This window comes from Portibacter marinus, from assembly GCF_021533195.1.
Lineage (GTDB): Bacteria > Bacteroidota > Bacteroidia > Chitinophagales > Saprospiraceae > Portibacter > Portibacter marinus.
In genome coordinates, this window is record NZ_JAJNKB010000003.1 from 676,331 (window position 1) to 693,007 (window position 16,677).

17 protein-coding genes are annotated in these 16,677 nt (G+C 39.2%); 10 read left to right on the forward strand and 7 right to left on the reverse strand.

Annotated elements, in window-relative coordinates; all coding sequences use genetic code 11:
- Nucleotides 1-96: 96 nt before the first annotated feature.
- The gene (locus L2567_RS10535) at nt 97-612 is read right to left on the reverse strand and encodes a hypothetical protein (protein WP_235297727.1); all 516 of its coding nucleotides are present in this window, start codon (nt 610-612) and stop codon (nt 97-99) included.
- A gap of 267 nt (nt 613-879) precedes the next feature.
- Here L2567_RS10535 and L2567_RS10540 point away from each other — a divergent pair, with 267 nt between their 5' ends.
- On the forward strand, nt 880-3,171 hold the full coding sequence (locus L2567_RS10540; RefSeq protein WP_235297728.1) for an ATP-dependent helicase: 2,292 nt from the start codon (nt 880-882) through the stop codon (nt 3,169-3,171).
- A complete protein-coding gene (queG, locus tag L2567_RS10545; protein WP_235297729.1) occupies nt 3,161-4,081 on the forward strand; it encodes a tRNA epoxyqueuosine(34) reductase QueG in 921 nt (306 codons plus the stop codon). Before L2567_RS10540 ends, queG begins: the two co-directional genes overlap by 11 nt.
- A 69-nt stretch (nt 4,082-4,150) precedes the next feature.
- Here the strand turns inward: queG and L2567_RS10550 are convergent, their stop codons facing one another.
- Nucleotides 4,151-5,239 (reverse strand): ferredoxin--NADP reductase, encoded by a 1,089-nt coding sequence (locus tag L2567_RS10550; RefSeq protein WP_235297730.1) that lies wholly within the window; start codon nt 5,237-5,239, stop codon nt 4,151-4,153.
- 26 nt (nt 5,240-5,265) lie between these two features.
- On the opposite strand from L2567_RS10550, the gene L2567_RS10555 reads away from it, so the two are divergent.
- Nucleotides 5,266-6,306, forward strand: a complete 1,041-nt coding sequence (locus L2567_RS10555; RefSeq protein ID WP_235297731.1) for an alkane 1-monooxygenase — start codon at nt 5,266-5,268, stop codon at nt 6,304-6,306.
- Nucleotides 6,306-7,019 (forward strand): glycosyltransferase family 2 protein, encoded by a 714-nt coding sequence (locus L2567_RS10560; protein WP_235297732.1) that lies wholly within the window; start codon nt 6,306-6,308, stop codon nt 7,017-7,019. The genes L2567_RS10555 and L2567_RS10560 overlap by 1 nt, the downstream gene beginning before the upstream one ends.
- A gap of 41 nt (nt 7,020-7,060) precedes the next feature.
- Here L2567_RS10560 and L2567_RS10565 read toward each other — a convergent pair whose 3' ends face one another.
- Genes L2567_RS10565 through porG form a run of 3 tightly spaced genes read right to left on the reverse strand, consistent with a single transcriptional unit; the run spans nt 7,061 to nt 8,919 of the window.
- Nucleotides 7,061-7,678: a LysE family translocator gene (locus L2567_RS10565; RefSeq protein ID WP_235297733.1), complete on the reverse strand. Its 618-nt coding sequence runs from the start codon at nt 7,676-7,678 to the stop codon at nt 7,061-7,063.
- An 18-nt stretch (nt 7,679-7,696) separates the two neighbouring features.
- Nucleotides 7,697-8,107, reverse strand: a complete 411-nt coding sequence (locus L2567_RS10570) for a secondary thiamine-phosphate synthase enzyme YjbQ (RefSeq protein ID WP_235297734.1) — start codon at nt 8,105-8,107, stop codon at nt 7,697-7,699.
- Complete coding sequence (gene porG, locus L2567_RS10575; protein WP_235297735.1) at nt 8,101-8,919, reverse strand: type IX secretion system protein PorG; 819 nt, start codon at nt 8,917-8,919, stop codon at nt 8,101-8,103. The genes L2567_RS10570 and porG overlap by 7 nt, the downstream gene beginning before the upstream one ends.
- An 86-nt stretch (nt 8,920-9,005) precedes the next feature.
- Between porG and L2567_RS10580 the strand changes: the two genes are divergently transcribed.
- The 6 genes from L2567_RS10580 (at nt 9,006) to L2567_RS10605 (ending at nt 13,946) form a co-directional block, all read left to right on the forward strand.
- Nucleotides 9,006-9,614: an RNA polymerase sigma factor gene (locus L2567_RS10580; protein ID WP_235297736.1), complete on the forward strand. Its 609-nt coding sequence runs from the start codon at nt 9,006-9,008 to the stop codon at nt 9,612-9,614.
- Complete coding sequence (locus L2567_RS10585; RefSeq protein WP_235297737.1) at nt 9,601-10,164, forward strand: hypothetical protein; 564 nt, start codon at nt 9,601-9,603, stop codon at nt 10,162-10,164. Before L2567_RS10580 ends, L2567_RS10585 begins: the two co-directional genes overlap by 14 nt.
- 107 nt (nt 10,165-10,271) lie before the next feature.
- Nucleotides 10,272-11,444, forward strand: coding sequence for a S1C family serine protease (locus L2567_RS10590; protein WP_235297738.1), 1,173 nt, complete (start codon nt 10,272-10,274; stop codon nt 11,442-11,444).
- A gap of 139 nt (nt 11,445-11,583) precedes the next feature.
- Nucleotides 11,584-12,273 (forward strand): ComF family protein, encoded by a 690-nt coding sequence (locus L2567_RS10595; protein WP_235297739.1) that lies wholly within the window; start codon nt 11,584-11,586, stop codon nt 12,271-12,273.
- A gap of 2 nt (nt 12,274-12,275) precedes the next feature.
- The gene (locus L2567_RS10600; RefSeq protein WP_235297740.1) at nt 12,276-13,394 is read left to right on the forward strand and encodes an MFS transporter; all 1,119 of its coding nucleotides are present in this window, start codon (nt 12,276-12,278) and stop codon (nt 13,392-13,394) included.
- Nucleotides 13,395-13,445: 51 nt separating this feature from the next.
- Complete coding sequence (locus L2567_RS10605; protein ID WP_235297741.1) at nt 13,446-13,946, forward strand: hypothetical protein; 501 nt, start codon at nt 13,446-13,448, stop codon at nt 13,944-13,946.
- Here L2567_RS10605 and L2567_RS10610 read toward each other — a convergent pair.
- Together L2567_RS10610 and L2567_RS10615 are read right to left on the reverse strand one after the other, a co-directional pair.
- A complete protein-coding gene (locus L2567_RS10610; RefSeq protein ID WP_235297742.1) occupies nt 13,927-14,352 on the reverse strand; it encodes a type II 3-dehydroquinate dehydratase in 426 nt (141 codons plus the stop codon). The two genes, L2567_RS10605 and L2567_RS10610, sit on opposite strands and share 20 nt — an antisense overlap.
- A complete protein-coding gene (locus tag L2567_RS10615) occupies nt 14,353-16,551 on the reverse strand; it encodes a RecQ family ATP-dependent DNA helicase (protein ID WP_235297743.1) in 2,199 nt (732 codons plus the stop codon).
- Nucleotides 16,552-16,677: the final 126 nt, after the last annotated feature.

The following is a 16,677-nucleotide window of genomic DNA, read 5'->3' on the forward strand; positions in this document are numbered from 1 at the left end:
TAAAATAAAAAAAGGAGTGAATGATTCACTCCTTATAATCAGCTGCAAATGCAGTCTGTGCTATGAAAACTAATATCTGCTTCAGATATTAGTTTTCTATATGCGATAGAATACAGCAACCTCACCTGTTACTGTTATGATTTGCAATATATCATAAGAGCCTACACCTCCCATAACATTCAGACTTAATCTTTTTCCCATACTGATGTCCGTTCCTACACCGAAACCATTATTGATGGTGTAATCTTTTTCAATGGTTCGGCCCGAGGATTGACCCGTGTCATAATCATATCCTTCATATTCATATTTTGAGTAGTACAGACTGTTGGATTGATAGAGATAAAGATTGGCTTTTTGATTTTCAATTATTTCGTATTTCAAAATAAGTCCGAGAGACAGATTGATATCACTCTCATATTTGATGCCACCAAATATCAATTGTACTCCCACTTTCTCCGGGAAATACTGATAAGATAAACCATATCCAGATGTTGCACCGGCTGCTAAACCGATACCATGTTTAAATTCTTTACTAGACGCTGAGGTTGTTTGAGCACTTATTCCAAGGGTAAAAGCAAATAATGCTGCGATGATTGACAATTTCGTTTTCACAACTTATTAATTTTAATTTATACCACAAATTTAAGGGCAGTCACTGCGGCGATTTTATCCAAAAAAGCTTTTTATATGCAATTTTATACTATATGTATAAAACATAATGTCGTCGTAATGGCATCCTGCCCAAGGTTGCATTGCCCAATACCTTCGAAGCAATCGGAACACATCTATCCGATATTCGCAACATTCACAAGCCCGCGAACATATATTTAAAGTAATAATCTGTACCTTTGCGGGTCAAGTTTTTCAAGCGAATTGCAAATGTCAGAGACTACTACCCAACATACATACTTAGATGAATTAAATGACATACAACGTCAGGCCGTCACTGCCATAGAAGGGCCTGTTATGGTCATCGCCGGACCAGGGTCAGGAAAAACCAGGGTTTTAACCTATAGGATTGCTCATTTAATCCAGTCTGGTGTAGCACCTTGGGAAATTCTGACATTGACCTTTACCAATAAGGCCGCAAGGGAAATGAAAGAGCGAATTGAGAAAGTGGTGGGGTCTAGGGCCAATAAAGTGTGGGCGGGTACCTTCCACTCTATATTTTCAAGAATTCTCCGATACGAAGCACATAGAATTGGTTACCCCAATGATTTTACCATTTACGACACCTCGGATACAGATAGTGTGATCTCTGAAATACTCACGCAGATGGGTCTGGACAAAAAACAGTACAATAAATCAGCTGTTCGCTCCAGAATTTCAATGGCCAAATCTAACCTCATTACGCCTAAAGCATATGCTTTAAACGAGGAACTGATGGGATATGATACCATGAACCGCCGTCCAATGATCCATATGATCTATCAAAAGTATGTCAATAAGTGTCTTCGTTCAGGAGCCATGGATTTTGACGATTTGTTGCTTCAGATGTTCAGACTGCTTTATCAAAATCCAGATGGCGTTTTGGAAAAGTATCGATCAGCTTTTCAGTACGTTCTTGTGGATGAGTTTCAGGATACCAATTACCTTCAATATCAGATCATAAAACTACTCGTTAAATACCCTGACAGTAAAGAAAACGTCTGCATTGTAGGAGATGATGCTCAATCGATCTACTCCTTCCGTGGGGCTACCATTGAAAATATTCTGCAATTTGAGAAAGATTTCCCAGAGGTAAGAACCTATAAATTGGAACAAAACTACAGATCGACACACCATATCGTCCAGGCCGCTAATCAGGTAATTTCTTATAACGACAAGCAGATAAAAAAAGAGATCTGGACGGACAAAGATGAAGGGGAAAAAATAAAGGTGTTCAAATGTATGTCCGATAACGAAGAGGGCAGAAGAGTGGCAGATGGCATCATTGAACAAAAGCACAGATACAATCTGTCCAATTCAGATATTTCTATACTCTATAGAACCAATGCCCAGTCACGAGTTTTCGAGGAACATTTAAGGCGGCACAATATCCCTTACAAAATCTACGGTGGACTGTCTTTTTACCAAAGGAAAGAGATTAAAGACATGTTATCCTATTTGAGACTCGCTGTTAATCCGAAAGACAATGAGGCCTTGAAAAGGGTAATCAATTATCCTAAGCGAGGCATTGGTAAGACATCCGTTGATAAACTAGCGGCTTTTGCCGAAGAACAGGAAATGAGTATGTTTGAGGCCATTCCTCATCTCCAGATTTCTCGAAAAGCGTACAATTTAATGAACGATTTCAGGAAATTGATCGAAAGTTTCCAGGCGAAAGCCCAAAAAATGAATGCCTACGATCTGGCAGTTCATATCTCAAAGCAGTCGGGGATTTTAATGCACTTGAAATCAGATGATTCCATGGAAGGTATGGGAAGATTGGAAAACCTTACGTCGCTACTGGATGGGATTAATGAATTTATCAATGATGATGAATTAGCAGAAGGAGAGGATGCAAATCAAGATAAATCTATTGCTTCCTATTTACAAAGCATTGCGCTAATTACGGATTTTGACAATGAAGGAGATGAGGAGGACTTTGTTACATTAATGTCTGCTCATGCGGCGAAGGGACTGGAATTCAAATCTGTTTTTGTAGTAGGATTGGAAGAAAATTTATTTCCTTCTTTTATGTCAATGTCTGACCCCACACAGATCGATGAAGAAAGAAGGTTGTTTTACGTAGCCATTACCCGGGCAGAACAATATTTAACCTTGAGTTACGCCAATAGCAGATATCAATTTGGCAATATGAGGTTTAACGATCCCTCACGCTTCCTGGAAGAAATTGCGGCAGATAATGTAGATTCAGCAATGCCTGCTCATAATGCCTATTCACATGAAGGTTTTGGTACACCGCGCTTGCTGGGTAATTTTAAAAAGCTTCAACCGAAAAAAGAAGCCATGTTGGCAATAGATCCTTCGACTTTCAAAGCCAGTCCGAGCCATCATATTAAGGAAGGTCATGATGTGATGCACCTTAAATTTGGGAAGGGACATGTACAGTCCATTGACGGGGAAAGAGACAACAAGGTGGCTACCATTATATTTGAGCAATTAGATAATCCGGAAAGACGCATTATGTTGCGCTTTGCTAAACTTCAGATTCTGGATGAAGCCTAGCAACACCCAACTGGTTCGAGATAAAGCCTATGAGCTGGGTTTCGAATTCGTGGGTATCGCCAAGGCTGAAAAAATGGATGAAGAGTCCCGCCAATTAGAAACATGGCTCAACAACAATTATCATGGCACCATGTCATATATGGCCAACAATTTTGAGCTAAGAACGGATCCAACGAAATTGGTCCCTGGTGCCAAGTCGGTCATTTCATTGATGTACAACTATCATACTGAGCAAGAACTGGAGGAAGATTCTTATAAAATAGCCCAATACGCCTATGGCCGGGATTATCACAAGGTCGTTCGAAAGAAATTAAAAGAATTGATGCTGTTTATTAGGGAGCAAATAGGTGAGGTCAATGGGCGGGTATTTGTGGATTCGGCACCTGTCCTGGAAAGGGACTGGGCGAAAAGATCAGGGTTAGGCTGGATCGGGAAGAACACCTTGCTTATTCATCCTAAAGCAGGTTCTTACTATTTTCTGGCGGAGATTATATGTGACTTGACGCTAGAATTTGACCATCCGATTAAAGACTACTGCGGCACCTGTACTAAATGTATTGATGCTTGTCCCACAGATGCCATTTCAGACAATGGATATATTCTGGATGGGAGCAAATGTATCTCTTATCTAACGATTGAACGCAAGGAAGCCATCCCACCTGAATTTTCTGGATTGATGGAAGATTGGATCTTTGGCTGTGATATTTGTCAGGAGGTTTGTCCCTGGAATCGATTTTCAAAACCACATCAAGAGCCAGATTTTCAACCCAAACCCGAATTACTGACCATGTCCAAGAATGACTGGCGCGAAATTACTGAGGAAGTTTTCAATTATCTGTTCGAAGGAACCCCTGTGAAACGCACGAAATACGAGGGATTGAGAAGGAATATCGAATTTAACAATTCATGAAGATTATTTAAACTTGATCAAAGCTATTGATTACTATATAATGCTACATAGAAAAGGGATGACTATAAACTATATATCATAAGTAATCTCCACTTCTTTGGTTTGCGGCCTCGCCTGACAAGTTAAAATATACCCATCTTCCACTTCATCATCATCGAGTGCAAGGCAGCTATCCATAGCCACTTCTCCACTGATCACCTTGGCCATGCATGAGGAGCAGGCACCACTGGTGCAAGAATAAGGTGGATCCAATTTTTTGTCCAATAAAGTATCCAAAATAGTTTTTGTGCCATCCATGACCATAGAATATTTCTCTTTATTCAATGTCACTTCAAGATTGATACTTCCATCTGTAGCCGTTGCTTCCTGTCCTTCTGAGCTCGTACCGACAGTGGTGAACAATTCCTTATGAATATGCTTTTTATCTGTACCGGCTTTCAATAAAGCTGCCTCGACAATCTCCACCATATTCCCAGGACCACACAGATAATAGTGACGTTCAAAATTCCTATCCTTTAATTCTTTCAAAATTTGCTTGGTCATACTATGATCGATTCTACCCGACTTCGTTTTATCCTTTCTAAATAATGAAAATCCCTTTTTGACAGGTTCATCCCTGGTATAAATATGCTCTACTTCAAATTGATCTTCATACCTGGCGCAAATCTCATCTATCGCTTCTTTGAATATGGTTGTATCGGCACTTCGGTTGCCATAAAAAAGATATACTTTGCTTAAAGGTTCTTCCTCCAGAGCCGTCTTGATGATTGAGAAGATGGGAGTAATTCCGCTTCCTGCAGCAAAAAACACCAAATCCCGACGTTTATTCCCATCCGGCTCGAAAACGAACCTACCTTCCGGATGCATCACTTCGATTTGATCTCCCACGATCACACGATCACAAATGTAATTAGAAACGATACCATCTTCTACTCGTTTTACAGTGACTCCGAAGTCATTTTCACCCGGGCTTGTAAATAAAGAATACGACCTCCGATGTTCTTCTCCATCGATATCGAACTTCAAGGTCACATATTGACCTGCCTTATACTCAAAATCATCTGTTAAATCATCAGGGATTTTGAAGAAAATACTTTTGCTATCCGCTGTTTCTTCGACAACTTTTTCCACGGTTAGCGTTCTAAATTTATTACTCATTTAATCTTTATTCTTAATTTGGAGGCGTGAAGATACAAGACTTAAAATATTTGTTAGCCTACCTGATGCCCCTTTCATCACTTTTGGCGATGGAGTGGCTAGGTTATTGGTCTTTCAGTACAGTTATCCTGGCCTTTGTCTTGCTTCCAGTGTTGGAAATGATTATCCCACCTGATACTCAAAATTTATATCCGGAAAGGGAACAACAAAGAAAGGCAAATCGTTTATTTGACGCTTTACTTTATCTCAATATTCCAATAGTTTATTTTCTACTATTTAGAACTTTATTCGTTGTTCAAGGTGATTTACACTGGGCGGAAAGGACTGGACTTTTGCTCAATTTAGGCATTGTATTAGCCACTGCAGGAATCAATGTAGCGCATGAGATCGGTCACCGTTCCGGGATTCTTAACAGAATCTCTGCAGCATTATTACTGGCGCCGTCGCTTTATGGTCATTTTACCATAGAACATAATATTGGTCATCACAAGTGGGTAGGAACACCTGATGATCCTGTCACGGCTAAATATGGACAATCGATTTATCACTATTGGGGCACTGCCGTGTATGGTGTCTTTGTAAAAGCCTGGCAATTATCATTCAGACAAATGGAAAGGCAAGGTAGACCTCGTTTTCACTATTCAAACGAGTTAATTTGGATCACTTTACTACAAATTGCGTTGATGGCCTCGTATTTCCTCGCAGGTGGACTAATGATTTTAGTATTCGGGATCGCTGCAGCAGTCATTAGCTTTACTCTACTGGAGTGCATTGATTATGTTGAGCATTATGGGCTTCAGCGGAAAAAACTACCATCGGGCAAATACGAAAGGGTGAGTGAGCGTCACTCGTGGAATTCGGATCATGAATTAGGCAGGATTTTCCTTTATGAACTCACAAGGCATACTGATCATCATTTGCATGCATTAAGAAAATATCAAACCCTCAGACACATAGAAAACAGTCCGCAACTTCCATATGGATATCCGGCCTCTATTTTAATGGCCTTATTTCCACCTGTGTGGTTTAGGGTCATGAACCCAAAGGTAAAAGCCTACAATTTTTAATGAAGCTATCTATTATCATTCCTGCTTATAACGAGGAAAAAACCATAGCCCGAATCCTGGATAAGGTGTTGGTTGTTGACTTGATCTCGGACATTTCTAAAGAGATCATCATTGTGAATGATGCCTCTACTGATCAAACCGCAGAAATTGTCCATTCATATATCGCTGAAAATTCAACTGCAAATATCTCTTTTCATTCACATGACGTCAATACCGGCAAAGGGGGTGCACTTCATACTGGCATTTCGAAGGCCACCGGAGATTTTCTCATCATTCAGGATGCAGATCTGGAATACGATCCCGAGGAGTACAATATTTTATTGCAACCTCTTCTGGATGGCTACGCGGATGTAGTCTACGGATCAAGATTTATGGGTGGAAAACCTCATAGAATTTTATTCTACTGGCACTCAATAGGGAATAAGTTTCTGACCTCTTTATCAAACATGTTCACCAATTTGAATCTGACTGATATGGAAACATGCTTCAAAATGTGGAAGCGCGAAATTGTTCAGGGTCTAGAATTAGAAGAAAAGCGTTTTGGATTTGAACCGGAAGTGACTGCAAAGGTGTCCAGAGTACCTAAAGTCAGAATATACGAGGTGGGTATATCTTATTATGGAAGATCATATGAAGACGGCAAAAAGATTGGTTGGCGTGATGGTTTTCGCGCCATTTATTGCATACTGAAATACAATCTTTGGGCAAAGTAATTCTTACCCCTCGTAAATACAACATTGGCCTAAAACTTCCCCTATACGGACCAAATGATGAGCAGGACTCCAAATACTGCCAGTGCAGCACCCGCGACCCTATTGATCCAAAGTAAATGAATTCCGCGAAGCTTTTTTCTTAAGACTTGTGCCATGAGGACTTTGAGGGAGTCCGTGATGATAATGACCAAAAGTATGCTTCCAAGGAAGAAAATACTTTCCCATCCACTGATTTCGCGAGCAAGAACATAAGTGGTAATCACTGAGATCCAAAAAACGAAGGTGAACGGATTGATAGTATTGACCAGGAAACCTTTGACAAAAAAGCCTGCGTAACTTTTAACTCCACTGATTTCGGTGGTCGTCAATTCTTTCAGCCTACTAAACAAAGAATAAATGCCAAATCCGATCAAAACAATGCCACCTAAAATACCCATGGACAACTGAAAGTAATCGCCATTAACGATGTGCGTTATCCTGTGAACAAATTCGTAGGTTAAAACGATGAAAAGAAGATCGCTGATCCATATACCTGCTCCAACTGAAAGTCCTGCCTTATATCCTTTTTCTATGCTACTTTGAGTCAGCGCGATAAATATCGGACCGACCAGTATGCTAAGCGTAAGACCAAATAAGGCACCCTCTAAAACATATTGCATGCCGAAAGATAAGTATTCCTAATGATAAATAGTGATTACTAAATATCGGCCATTGGCTCTATTTCTAAATTCGCAAAGATAAATGCCTTGCCACGTACCCAGATTAAATCTTCCGTTGGTAATCGGAATACTGATATGGGAACCTGTAATCGAGGACTTAATGTGAGCGGGCATGTCATCTGGGCCCTCTATAGTATGTGTAAGTCCAGGGAGACCTTCGTCAACAATATCATTGTAGTAGGATTCAAAATCAACCCGTACACTAGGATCTGCATTTTCATTAATGGTCAATGCTGCTGAGGTGTGCTTTATAAAAATATTGCAAATACCCGTTTCAGGAAGTTCACCTATCTGGTTTAAAACATCGTCAGTAATCAAATGAAAGCCTCTACGGCGAGCTCTTAACTGGAATTGATATTGTTTTACCATTGTGATTTGCTTCCAATATCAGGACATTCCAAGCGACCAAAGTAATAAACCATACCAAAGCCCAACATGGTATAAGTATCATTGTCACGAGAGTTCCCCCTCTGACGACCCAATTCTCCAATTTTTTCTCCTTCACTGCGATCCGATAGTTCTGCAGCAACGTCACCTCTTATGGCACGAAGTGAAGTTGGGTTAGGATAAGTTTTACTAACATCGTCGAGATAATCGGTAAAAAGTCTTTTAACAGCTATTTCGATATTGAAACTCCATTCTCTGTTCAAGTCCCATTTGAATCCACCACCGGCAACCAAACCGCCACTGATAATATTGTATTCTTCACCTACTAGCTGACCCTCAGTTCCTAAAGGTCTTAGATTATATCTTTCACCTTCATACTCCGTAGATGGATTAAAATATAAAATATTTACCCCTCCCAATAAGTAGGGCGTGAAGTAATAATCTTGCGTACCGTGTATATAGGGAAAAAAATTAAACTCCATTTGACCTGTAAAGTCCACAATATCAGATCGAAATCTCAAATTTCTGCGACGTTCGAATGAATTTGGTGAATCAGCATCATCGCCATATACGAAGGTATAATTGAGGCTCATTTTTGAACTAATTCGATTGTTCCAATTATACCTACCGATCAGACCAGCTGCCGGACCTATCTCTATAAAGTCGAAACTGGTGTTCAGGTCACCAAAATAATTACTTACTCCAATCCAGCTACCAACCTCCCAACCTTTTTGTCCATATACCTGTAGGGAAAGAAGAAATAATATCGGAAATAATATAGATTGCTTGTTCACGTCGTTAGAACGGCCACAGTAATATAAATATTACATGTTATTTATTTATATTTCGGTAACAAAATGGCGAAAGTTTACACTAATACATGAGGAGGGTTCAGTGGACGGATGATCAGATCATAAAGTACATCATGGAAGGAGGTGCTCCACGAGAAAAAGCATTGACTCACATTTATCAAAGTCAAATACTGAATCGACGCATTTTAAATCTTGTAAGATATAAAGGTGGAAGCGAAAATGACGCTAAACAAGTTTTTATAGAAAGTATTGTTTTATTGGACCGAAACATCAGAGCAGGCAAATTTAAAAAAGCTTCCAGTCTTGAAACCTATGCCTATGCCATAGCTAAATTCACATGGAGTAACTTGAGAAGAACAAGAAAATCTGAGTTTAATGATTTAGAACTCAAGGAATCGATGCAAGACATTTCGGATTATCAAAACCCTGAGCTTCAATTTATGTCGCAAGAATTAAAAGAAGGACTTGAGCGCTTGCTCAATTTATTGAGCGAAAAATGTCGTTTGATTCTGAAGATGTGGAGTAACAATGCAAAATATGAAGAAATTGCGGCCGAATTGGGAGTAGAAACAGGTGGAGCCTTAAGAAAGCAAAAATTGACATGCATGAGAAAGTTAAAACAACATCTTTTAGCAAATCCCAGTTTAATTCCCAATCAATATCATGAAGGAATCTGAAAATAAGCATGAAAAAGCAGCTGAAAATGCTGCTAATGCTGCGATGGAGTATCAGATTTCAGAAGATACCCGGGCTTTTCTAAGCCAGCTTTCCAGTCCCGATAAAGTCAATCCCAGTCGAAGACTTTTATATCTAAGCAGTGCAGCAGCAACTGTCATTGTTATGATCGCTTCTTTGATTACCATCAACCTGAGTCACAGTGATGCAGCTATTGCTTCAGAATACGGAATCAATAAGATCGTATCTCGTACAGGCGGCAATGTCAACAATTCAAATTTCACTGCAGCAGTAAGAGCCTACTATGAAAATGATTATGATAGAGCTGAAAAACTCCTGAGTGAAGTGCAATTAACCGATAATAAGGTATCTGATTACAAAGAATGGTTGTCACTTCTCATCACACTCCAGACCGCGGGAAGTAAGTCTGAAACGTTTAATAATCAAATAGAGCTGATATTAGCTGATGAAAATCATGAATTCTATTTTCAGGCTCAGAAAATGAAGGATGATATGGACATGTTTTGGAGAAATTTTGTTTTCACAAAGTAGACTGTCTATAAGGCCGTCGTTAATAATTTGTTAAATGAAATTTGTTAAGAAACAAGGCTAAAAAAGGGGCGTTTAGATTTTTGTATTCATCAAAATCAGAAATTACAATGAGGAATTTGCTTAAATATATGTTTGCCGGGATTTTGGGAGGATTGATTGTTCTAGGTGGATTTTCACTAATACAGGAGGAAGTCAGTTTTGATCAGAATTATGCCCAGCAAGTAAATTTAAGCCCTGTAACGAAATTTGCAGGAGTAGCTCCTCAACTTGATTTCATAGAAGCTTCTGAGAAATCAATGAAAGTGGTGGTACATATTTCGGCAGAGGAAAGTGAATTGTTGGCACAAAAGAGAATTCAGGAACAACGTGAAAAGAGACAATCCCCATTTGATTTTTTCAGTATAGATGATTTTTTTGGAGGTGCAATGGGCTCACCGTTTTACCAACAAAGAGGTTCTGGTTCGGGTGTAATTATTAGTGAGGATGGATACATCGTCACTAACAACCATGTGGTAGGTTTTGCTGATAATATCAAGGTTACGCTACAAGATGGTAAAGAATATAAAGCAGAAAAAATTGGCACAGATCCGAGTACTGATTTGGCTGTCATTAAGATAGAGGAAAGAGGACTTCCCATTCTGAAATTGGCGGATTCCGATCAATGTAAAGTGGGAGAGTGGGTTCTGGCAGTAGGAAACCCATTTGATTACCTGACCTCTACGGTAACCGCTGGTATTATTAGTGCCAAAGGAAGAGATATAGACATTATTAAGGGTCAAAAATCCATAGAAGAATTTATTCAGACAGATGCAGCAATTAATCCAGGAAATTCTGGAGGTGCATTGGTAAATGTAAATGGCGAATTACTTGGAATAAATACTGCTATTGCAACACCCACAGGTACTTACGCTGGTTATTCATTTGCCATTCCGGCTAACTTGGTGAAGCTGATCGTAGACGAGATCATTGCCAACGGAGATATCGAAAGAGCTAATTTGGGAGTTGCTGGCTACGATGTAGATGAAGAATTGGTAAAGGACAATGACCTAAAAGTCAATTCAGGATTTTATGTTGCGCAAGTTGTAGATGGCAGCGCAGCTCAATTTTCAGGAGTTGTTGTAGGTGATATTATTACTGAATTAGATGGAGAGAAAATTGAAAATTTTGAAGATTTAAAAGAAGCTTTGAAGTTCACAAAAGTTGGTGACAACATTAGGGTGAAGGTCAATAGAAATGGTACTGACAAGACATTTAACATTAGATTAAAGAGAGGGCTGTAACAAAATGCCTTTGAAACGTGTTATATAAATATAGAAGTTTAAGATAAAGTTGGTTTTTCGTTTTGTTTTGATGCGTCTGCTCTTCCCAGGAGCAGGCGTTTTTTTATGTGCACATCACTTATTTTGCTAACTTTCGATAATGATCAGAAAGTTAGGTGAGCTTTTCAACGCGATTTATCCCGAATTGTGCGTTGCTTGTGATGAAAGATATCCCGTCGACGGATCATGCTTTTGTTTTCATTGTCATTCCGAACTGCCATTTACCAATTTTCATCTAGAGCATGATAATGTGGTAGAAAAGTATTTTTGGGGTAGATTAATGATTGAAAAGGCTACCGCCCTGTTCTATTTTCAAAAAGGAGAGGTTGTTCAGGAGATGATGCATCGATTAAAATACAAGAATGAGGGCTTTATAGGTAAATCACTCGGGATTCATTTTGCACAAGTGCTAAATGAATCGGATTTTATGGATGAAATTGATTTGATCATACCCATCCCGATTCATCCATCCAAAAGAAAGACGAGGAACTACAATCAAAGCGCTTTAATAGCTGAAGGTATATCCCTGATAACAGGGATTCCATTCTATGAAAATATCCTTGTGAAACATCGAAAATCTCCTTCTCAGACACTAAAGTCCAGGGAAGAACGAATTTTAAACCTCATGAATACCTTGAAGGTAAATCAAAGTGATCTTATTCAGGATAGGAACGTACTAATCGTAGATGACATTCTCACTACAGGTGCCACCATAGAAGCAGCCTGTTCGCTCTTGTCAGGATACAATTGTAAATTAAGTGTGGCTGTTGTGGCTGTTGGAAAATATTAAAAATGAACTATCGCTGGGCAGTAAACCTTTTTTTTCTGGTAAACGGTTTCGGTTATGCAAGCTGGGCGGCCAGAATTCCTGCTTTGCAAGAAAAATTTGATTTAAGCAATAGCAACCTTGGAATTCTTTTACTTGCACATTCTATCGGAGCATTCATTGCCATGCCTTTGACTGGATTCTTGATTTCTAAGTATACCAGTCGAACGGTTACCATGATATCAGGACTCATTTTCCCATTATTTTTATTGGCCATTCCCTGGATGACTGGTTACTACACTTTATTGATACCCTTTCTTCTCATGGGCAGTACCACGGGAATGATGGATGTGGCCATGAACGCACAGGCAGTTGAAGTGGAGATGTTATCTAAAAAACCGATTATGACCATGTTTCATGCCATGTTTAGTATTGGAATGGTCATCGGTGGTTTGGTAGGAAGTTTTGCTATCAACATGGACCTCACCATGATTTCGCACTTCACAGCAGTGGTCATCACGTCTTTATTGGTGATTAGCATTTCTTCGATATATTTATATCCAGACCAATCTGAATTTAACCACGACGACCCCATATTTGTTTTGCCTAAAGGCCCTCTAATTATTCTGGGTGTTATTGCTTTTTGCTGCATGATGGGAGAAGGTGCAATCGCAGACTGGAGTACCATTTACATGAAGAAGATCGTCCAGTCACAAGAATTTCTTTACGCTATGGGATTAACGGCGTTCGCAGCCATGATGACAGCTGGAAGATTAGTGGGCGATAGAGGAAGGTCAATGATCGGCGATCGGCTGATGTTATTATCTGGTGGACTCATGTCTCTGCTCGGAATTGGATTGGTGCTGATCACAGACTTTCCTTACATTGTCATATTGGGCTTTGCTCTTGTAGGACTTGGCTTATCCAATATTGTTCCGATAGTTTATTCCCTTGCAGGAAAGATGAAAGGAATTAAGCCTGGTGTTGGAATTGCCATGGCCACAACAATCGGATATAGTGGATTTATGATTGGTCCACCATTAATTGGTTTTGTGGCAGATGCTACATCGCTATACTACGGTATGATGCTTTTGGCCGTTTTATTCTTAGTGATGTTCTTGCTGATTCAAATGAAAAAGTTGTAGAATATTTAAATCTAAATGATCATTCAATATCTTTATCATAAACTATCCTGTATGAAATACCTGGTACTTTTACTTTTGATGGTCTTTTGCTTTGCAGGGTCTGCACAGGTTTATCTCCAACTAGAAATCTTTAACGATCCCAAAGCATTGAAATATTCCGTTGGAGATCATATTACTTATCAAACTTACTATGATCCAGGTCAATGGAACAGAGGCGAGATCCAAGAAATTATGGTCAAGGAAAATACCATCGTGCTGGACAATGCCATTCTGAGGTTAGAGGACGCCACAGGCTTTATGCTTTACAGAAATTCGGTAAAATACCTGGGAGGCACTATGCAAACATTCGGGATTATTTGGCTTGCTCAGGGTGCCATTGCGGCAACCTTTGGTAGAAATACGAGTTGGAAAACAGTACTAGGGATAGGTGGAGGCTCGTGGGTAGGAGGATGGTTATTTCGAAAACTTTTCTACAAGATACCCATCAACTTAAATGAAAAAAACAGATTGAGAATTATTGACACCAGATTTTCTATCCCTGATAAGTCCTAAGAAACTCAATCGCCTGAGCATATCCTTCTAAACCCTGACCAACTATGGTATGCACACACCCCTGTTCTAAAAAAGAATGATGTCTGATTTTCTCTCTCTCGTAGACATTGGAAATATGAACCTCTACAACAGGAGCTTCTATCCCTTTGATGGCGTCTCCAAGTGCCAATGAAGTGTGAGTTAAAGCACCTGCATTTAAAATAATTCCACCTTCGGAAAAACCATGTTCATGCAGATAATCTAAGAGAGCCCCCTCGTGATTAGACTGAAAATAATGCAATTCATCTTCAAGATAATGTGCTTCCAGTGTTTCGAAATAATCTTCGAGACTTTGATTTCCATAGATTTCAGGTTCCCTTCTTCCCACAAGATTGAGATTCGGGCCATTGACAATGTGAATCTTCACTTAGATAGCGTTTTCAGAAAGATATTTTAATCGGACGATTTCTATTTCCTCTCTGGTGATATCCTCGTCATCAATTACTCTGATCGCTTCATCCACGTCATCTGATTCCGCCTCATCAAAATAATCTTCTATTTCTTCGACGATGTCTTCATCAATGTTCTCTTCGATGTAGTAGTCCAAGTTCAGCTTGGTACCAGAAGAAACAATAATATACATTTCCTGAAGAAGTTCGTCTATAGAAAGTTTGATCGAGTCCGCAATCTCTTCCAGATTGAATTTTTTATCAATACCCTGAATGATAGTGACTTTATCTCTGGACTTATTAGCAACTTGTTTGACCACAAAATCCTGTGGTCGCTCAATATCATTTTCCTCCACATAATCCTTAATCAGCTCAATAAACGGCGCGCCATATCTTTTGGCTTTACCTAAACTGACCCCTGAAATATTGATCATATCATCCATGGAAATAGGATAATGTGTGGCCATTTCGCTAAGAGAAGGATCAAAAAATATAACCCATGGTTTAACGCCTTGCTTCTTAGCTTCTCTTAGCCTAAGTTCTTTAAGCATCTTCAGTAACTGATTATCCAATGCCGACCCACCACTTGTATTGACTACTGTCTCATCTTCTAGCTCTTCGTAATCATGATTGATAGGAATCTTAATATCACTTGGACTGATGATAAATCTTCTTCCTTTATCTGATAGTTTCAATACGCCATATTCCTCAATTTCCTTATAGGCCAGATCATTAAGTAATGCTTGTCTGAATAGTGAGTAGATGAACAACTCATCTTTTTCCTTCAGTGCTCCGAAAAATTTACGTGTATCATAGCGGAAATCTTTCAACTCCTTTGTAGCTCTTCCTATGGCAAACTCTACGAGTAACTTAATGGTATGTTTTTCATTGAGTTCCTCAATGATTTGCAAAGCAGTCTGCATTTCTTTTTTAACCGAAACTTTTGGCTTTGGGTTTTTACAATTGTCACAAAGATCGTCACATTGATCAGCTTCGAAATCTTCACCGAAGTAATGTAATAAGAATGTTCTTCTACATGACCCTGTTTCACAGTAGGCAATGATTTCTTCAAGTAATTGCGCTCCCATTTCCCGCTCAGCAACAGGTTTGTCTCTTAAAAACTTCTCTAGCTTGTTAATATCTTTATGCGAGTAGTAAGCAATGCACTTACTCAACATGCCATCTCTACCGGCTCTTCCCGTTTCCTGATAATAATTTTCTATGCTTTTAGCGATGTCATAATGTATGACAAATCTCACATCCGGTTTATCGATGCCCATACCGAAAGCAATAGTTGCACAAATGACATCGATTTCTTCCATTAAAAAATCATCCTGGACCTGAGATCTGGTTTTAGCGTCCAAACCTGCGTGGTACGGTGCTGCTTTCACTCCATTAATGCTTAATACCTGCGCTATTTCTTCAGTCGATTTTCTGGATTGAACATAGATAATTCCGGATTGACCAGGCATACTCTTGACGGTCTGAACAATGCTTTTGATGGTCTGTTCCTTATTACTTTTAGGCCTGATCTCATAAAAGAGGTTGTCTCTATTGAATGAACTCACGTACTTATGTGGATTCTCCATTCCCAGAATCTTGACAATATCACTTTGCACTTTGGGAGTTGCCGTCGCTGTCAATGCAATAATGGGTATATTATGCCCAATCGCATCAATCATCACCTTGATTCTTCGATACTCCGGTCTGAAATCATGCCCCCATTCTGAAATACAGTGAGCCTCATCCACCGCTACAAAGGAGATATCCACATTTCTAAAAAACTCAATGTTTTCATCTTTCGTCAAGGTCTCCGGTGCAATGAATAAGAGCTTGGTATGACCATTGACAATATCCTCTTTGACCTCTTTTATCTGGGTTTTATTCAAAGAAGAATTAAGAAAATGGGCAATATTATCTTGCTGACTATACCCTCTAATCGAATCTACCTGATTTTTCATCAGGGCTATCAACGGACTGATAACTAATGCTGTTCCATCCATTATCAATGCGGGCAACTGGTAGCAAAGGGATTTACCCCCTCCAGTCGGCATGATCACAAATGTGTCTTCTTTATCTAATACGCTTTGGATGATCTCTTCCTGAGTGTCTTTAAAACCATCAAATCCAAAATATTGTTGAAGGGCACCATGGAGGTCTACACTTTGTGTTAACATAATAATTTTGTGTATGTGTTAAACATAAAAACAATTGTGATCTTGGGATCGCAGTATTATAGAAGAGAGGTTTCTTTTTATTCTCTATTATGGTTATCTACAATATACTGTTTTTTGAACATATTT

What these genes read in the sequence shown, in the direction of transcription:
- L2567_RS10540 (WP_235297728.1), top strand. Translation starts at nt 880, where the DNA reads ATGTCAGAGACTACTACCCAACATACATACTTAGATGAATTAAATGAC.
- queG (WP_235297729.1), top strand. Translation starts at nt 3,161, where the DNA reads ATGAAGCCTAGCAACACCCAACTGGTTCGAGATAAAGCCTATGAGCTG.
- L2567_RS10550 (WP_235297730.1), bottom strand. Translation starts at nt 5,239, where the DNA reads ATGAGTAATAAATTTAGAACGCTAACCGTGGAAAAAGTTGTCGAAGAA.
- L2567_RS10560 (WP_235297732.1), top strand. Translation starts at nt 6,306, where the DNA reads ATGAAGCTATCTATTATCATTCCTGCTTATAACGAGGAAAAAACCATA.
- L2567_RS10565 (WP_235297733.1), bottom strand. Translation starts at nt 7,678, where the DNA reads ATGCAATATGTTTTAGAGGGTGCCTTATTTGGTCTTACGCTTAGCATA.
- L2567_RS10570 (WP_235297734.1), bottom strand. Translation starts at nt 8,107, where the DNA reads ATGGTAAAACAATATCAATTCCAGTTAAGAGCTCGCCGTAGAGGCTTT.
- L2567_RS10580 (WP_235297736.1), top strand. Translation starts at nt 9,006, where the DNA reads ATGAGGAGGGTTCAGTGGACGGATGATCAGATCATAAAGTACATCATG.
- L2567_RS10585 (WP_235297737.1), top strand. Translation starts at nt 9,601, where the DNA reads ATGAAGGAATCTGAAAATAAGCATGAAAAAGCAGCTGAAAATGCTGCT.
- L2567_RS10590 (WP_235297738.1), top strand. Translation starts at nt 10,272, where the DNA reads ATGAGGAATTTGCTTAAATATATGTTTGCCGGGATTTTGGGAGGATTG.
- L2567_RS10595 (WP_235297739.1), top strand. Translation starts at nt 11,584, where the DNA reads ATGATCAGAAAGTTAGGTGAGCTTTTCAACGCGATTTATCCCGAATTG.
- L2567_RS10600 (WP_235297740.1), top strand. Translation starts at nt 12,276, where the DNA reads ATGAACTATCGCTGGGCAGTAAACCTTTTTTTTCTGGTAAACGGTTTC.
- L2567_RS10605 (WP_235297741.1), top strand. Translation starts at nt 13,446, where the DNA reads ATGAAATACCTGGTACTTTTACTTTTGATGGTCTTTTGCTTTGCAGGG.
- L2567_RS10615 (WP_235297743.1), bottom strand. Translation starts at nt 16,551, where the DNA reads ATGTTAACACAAAGTGTAGACCTCCATGGTGCCCTTCAACAATATTTT.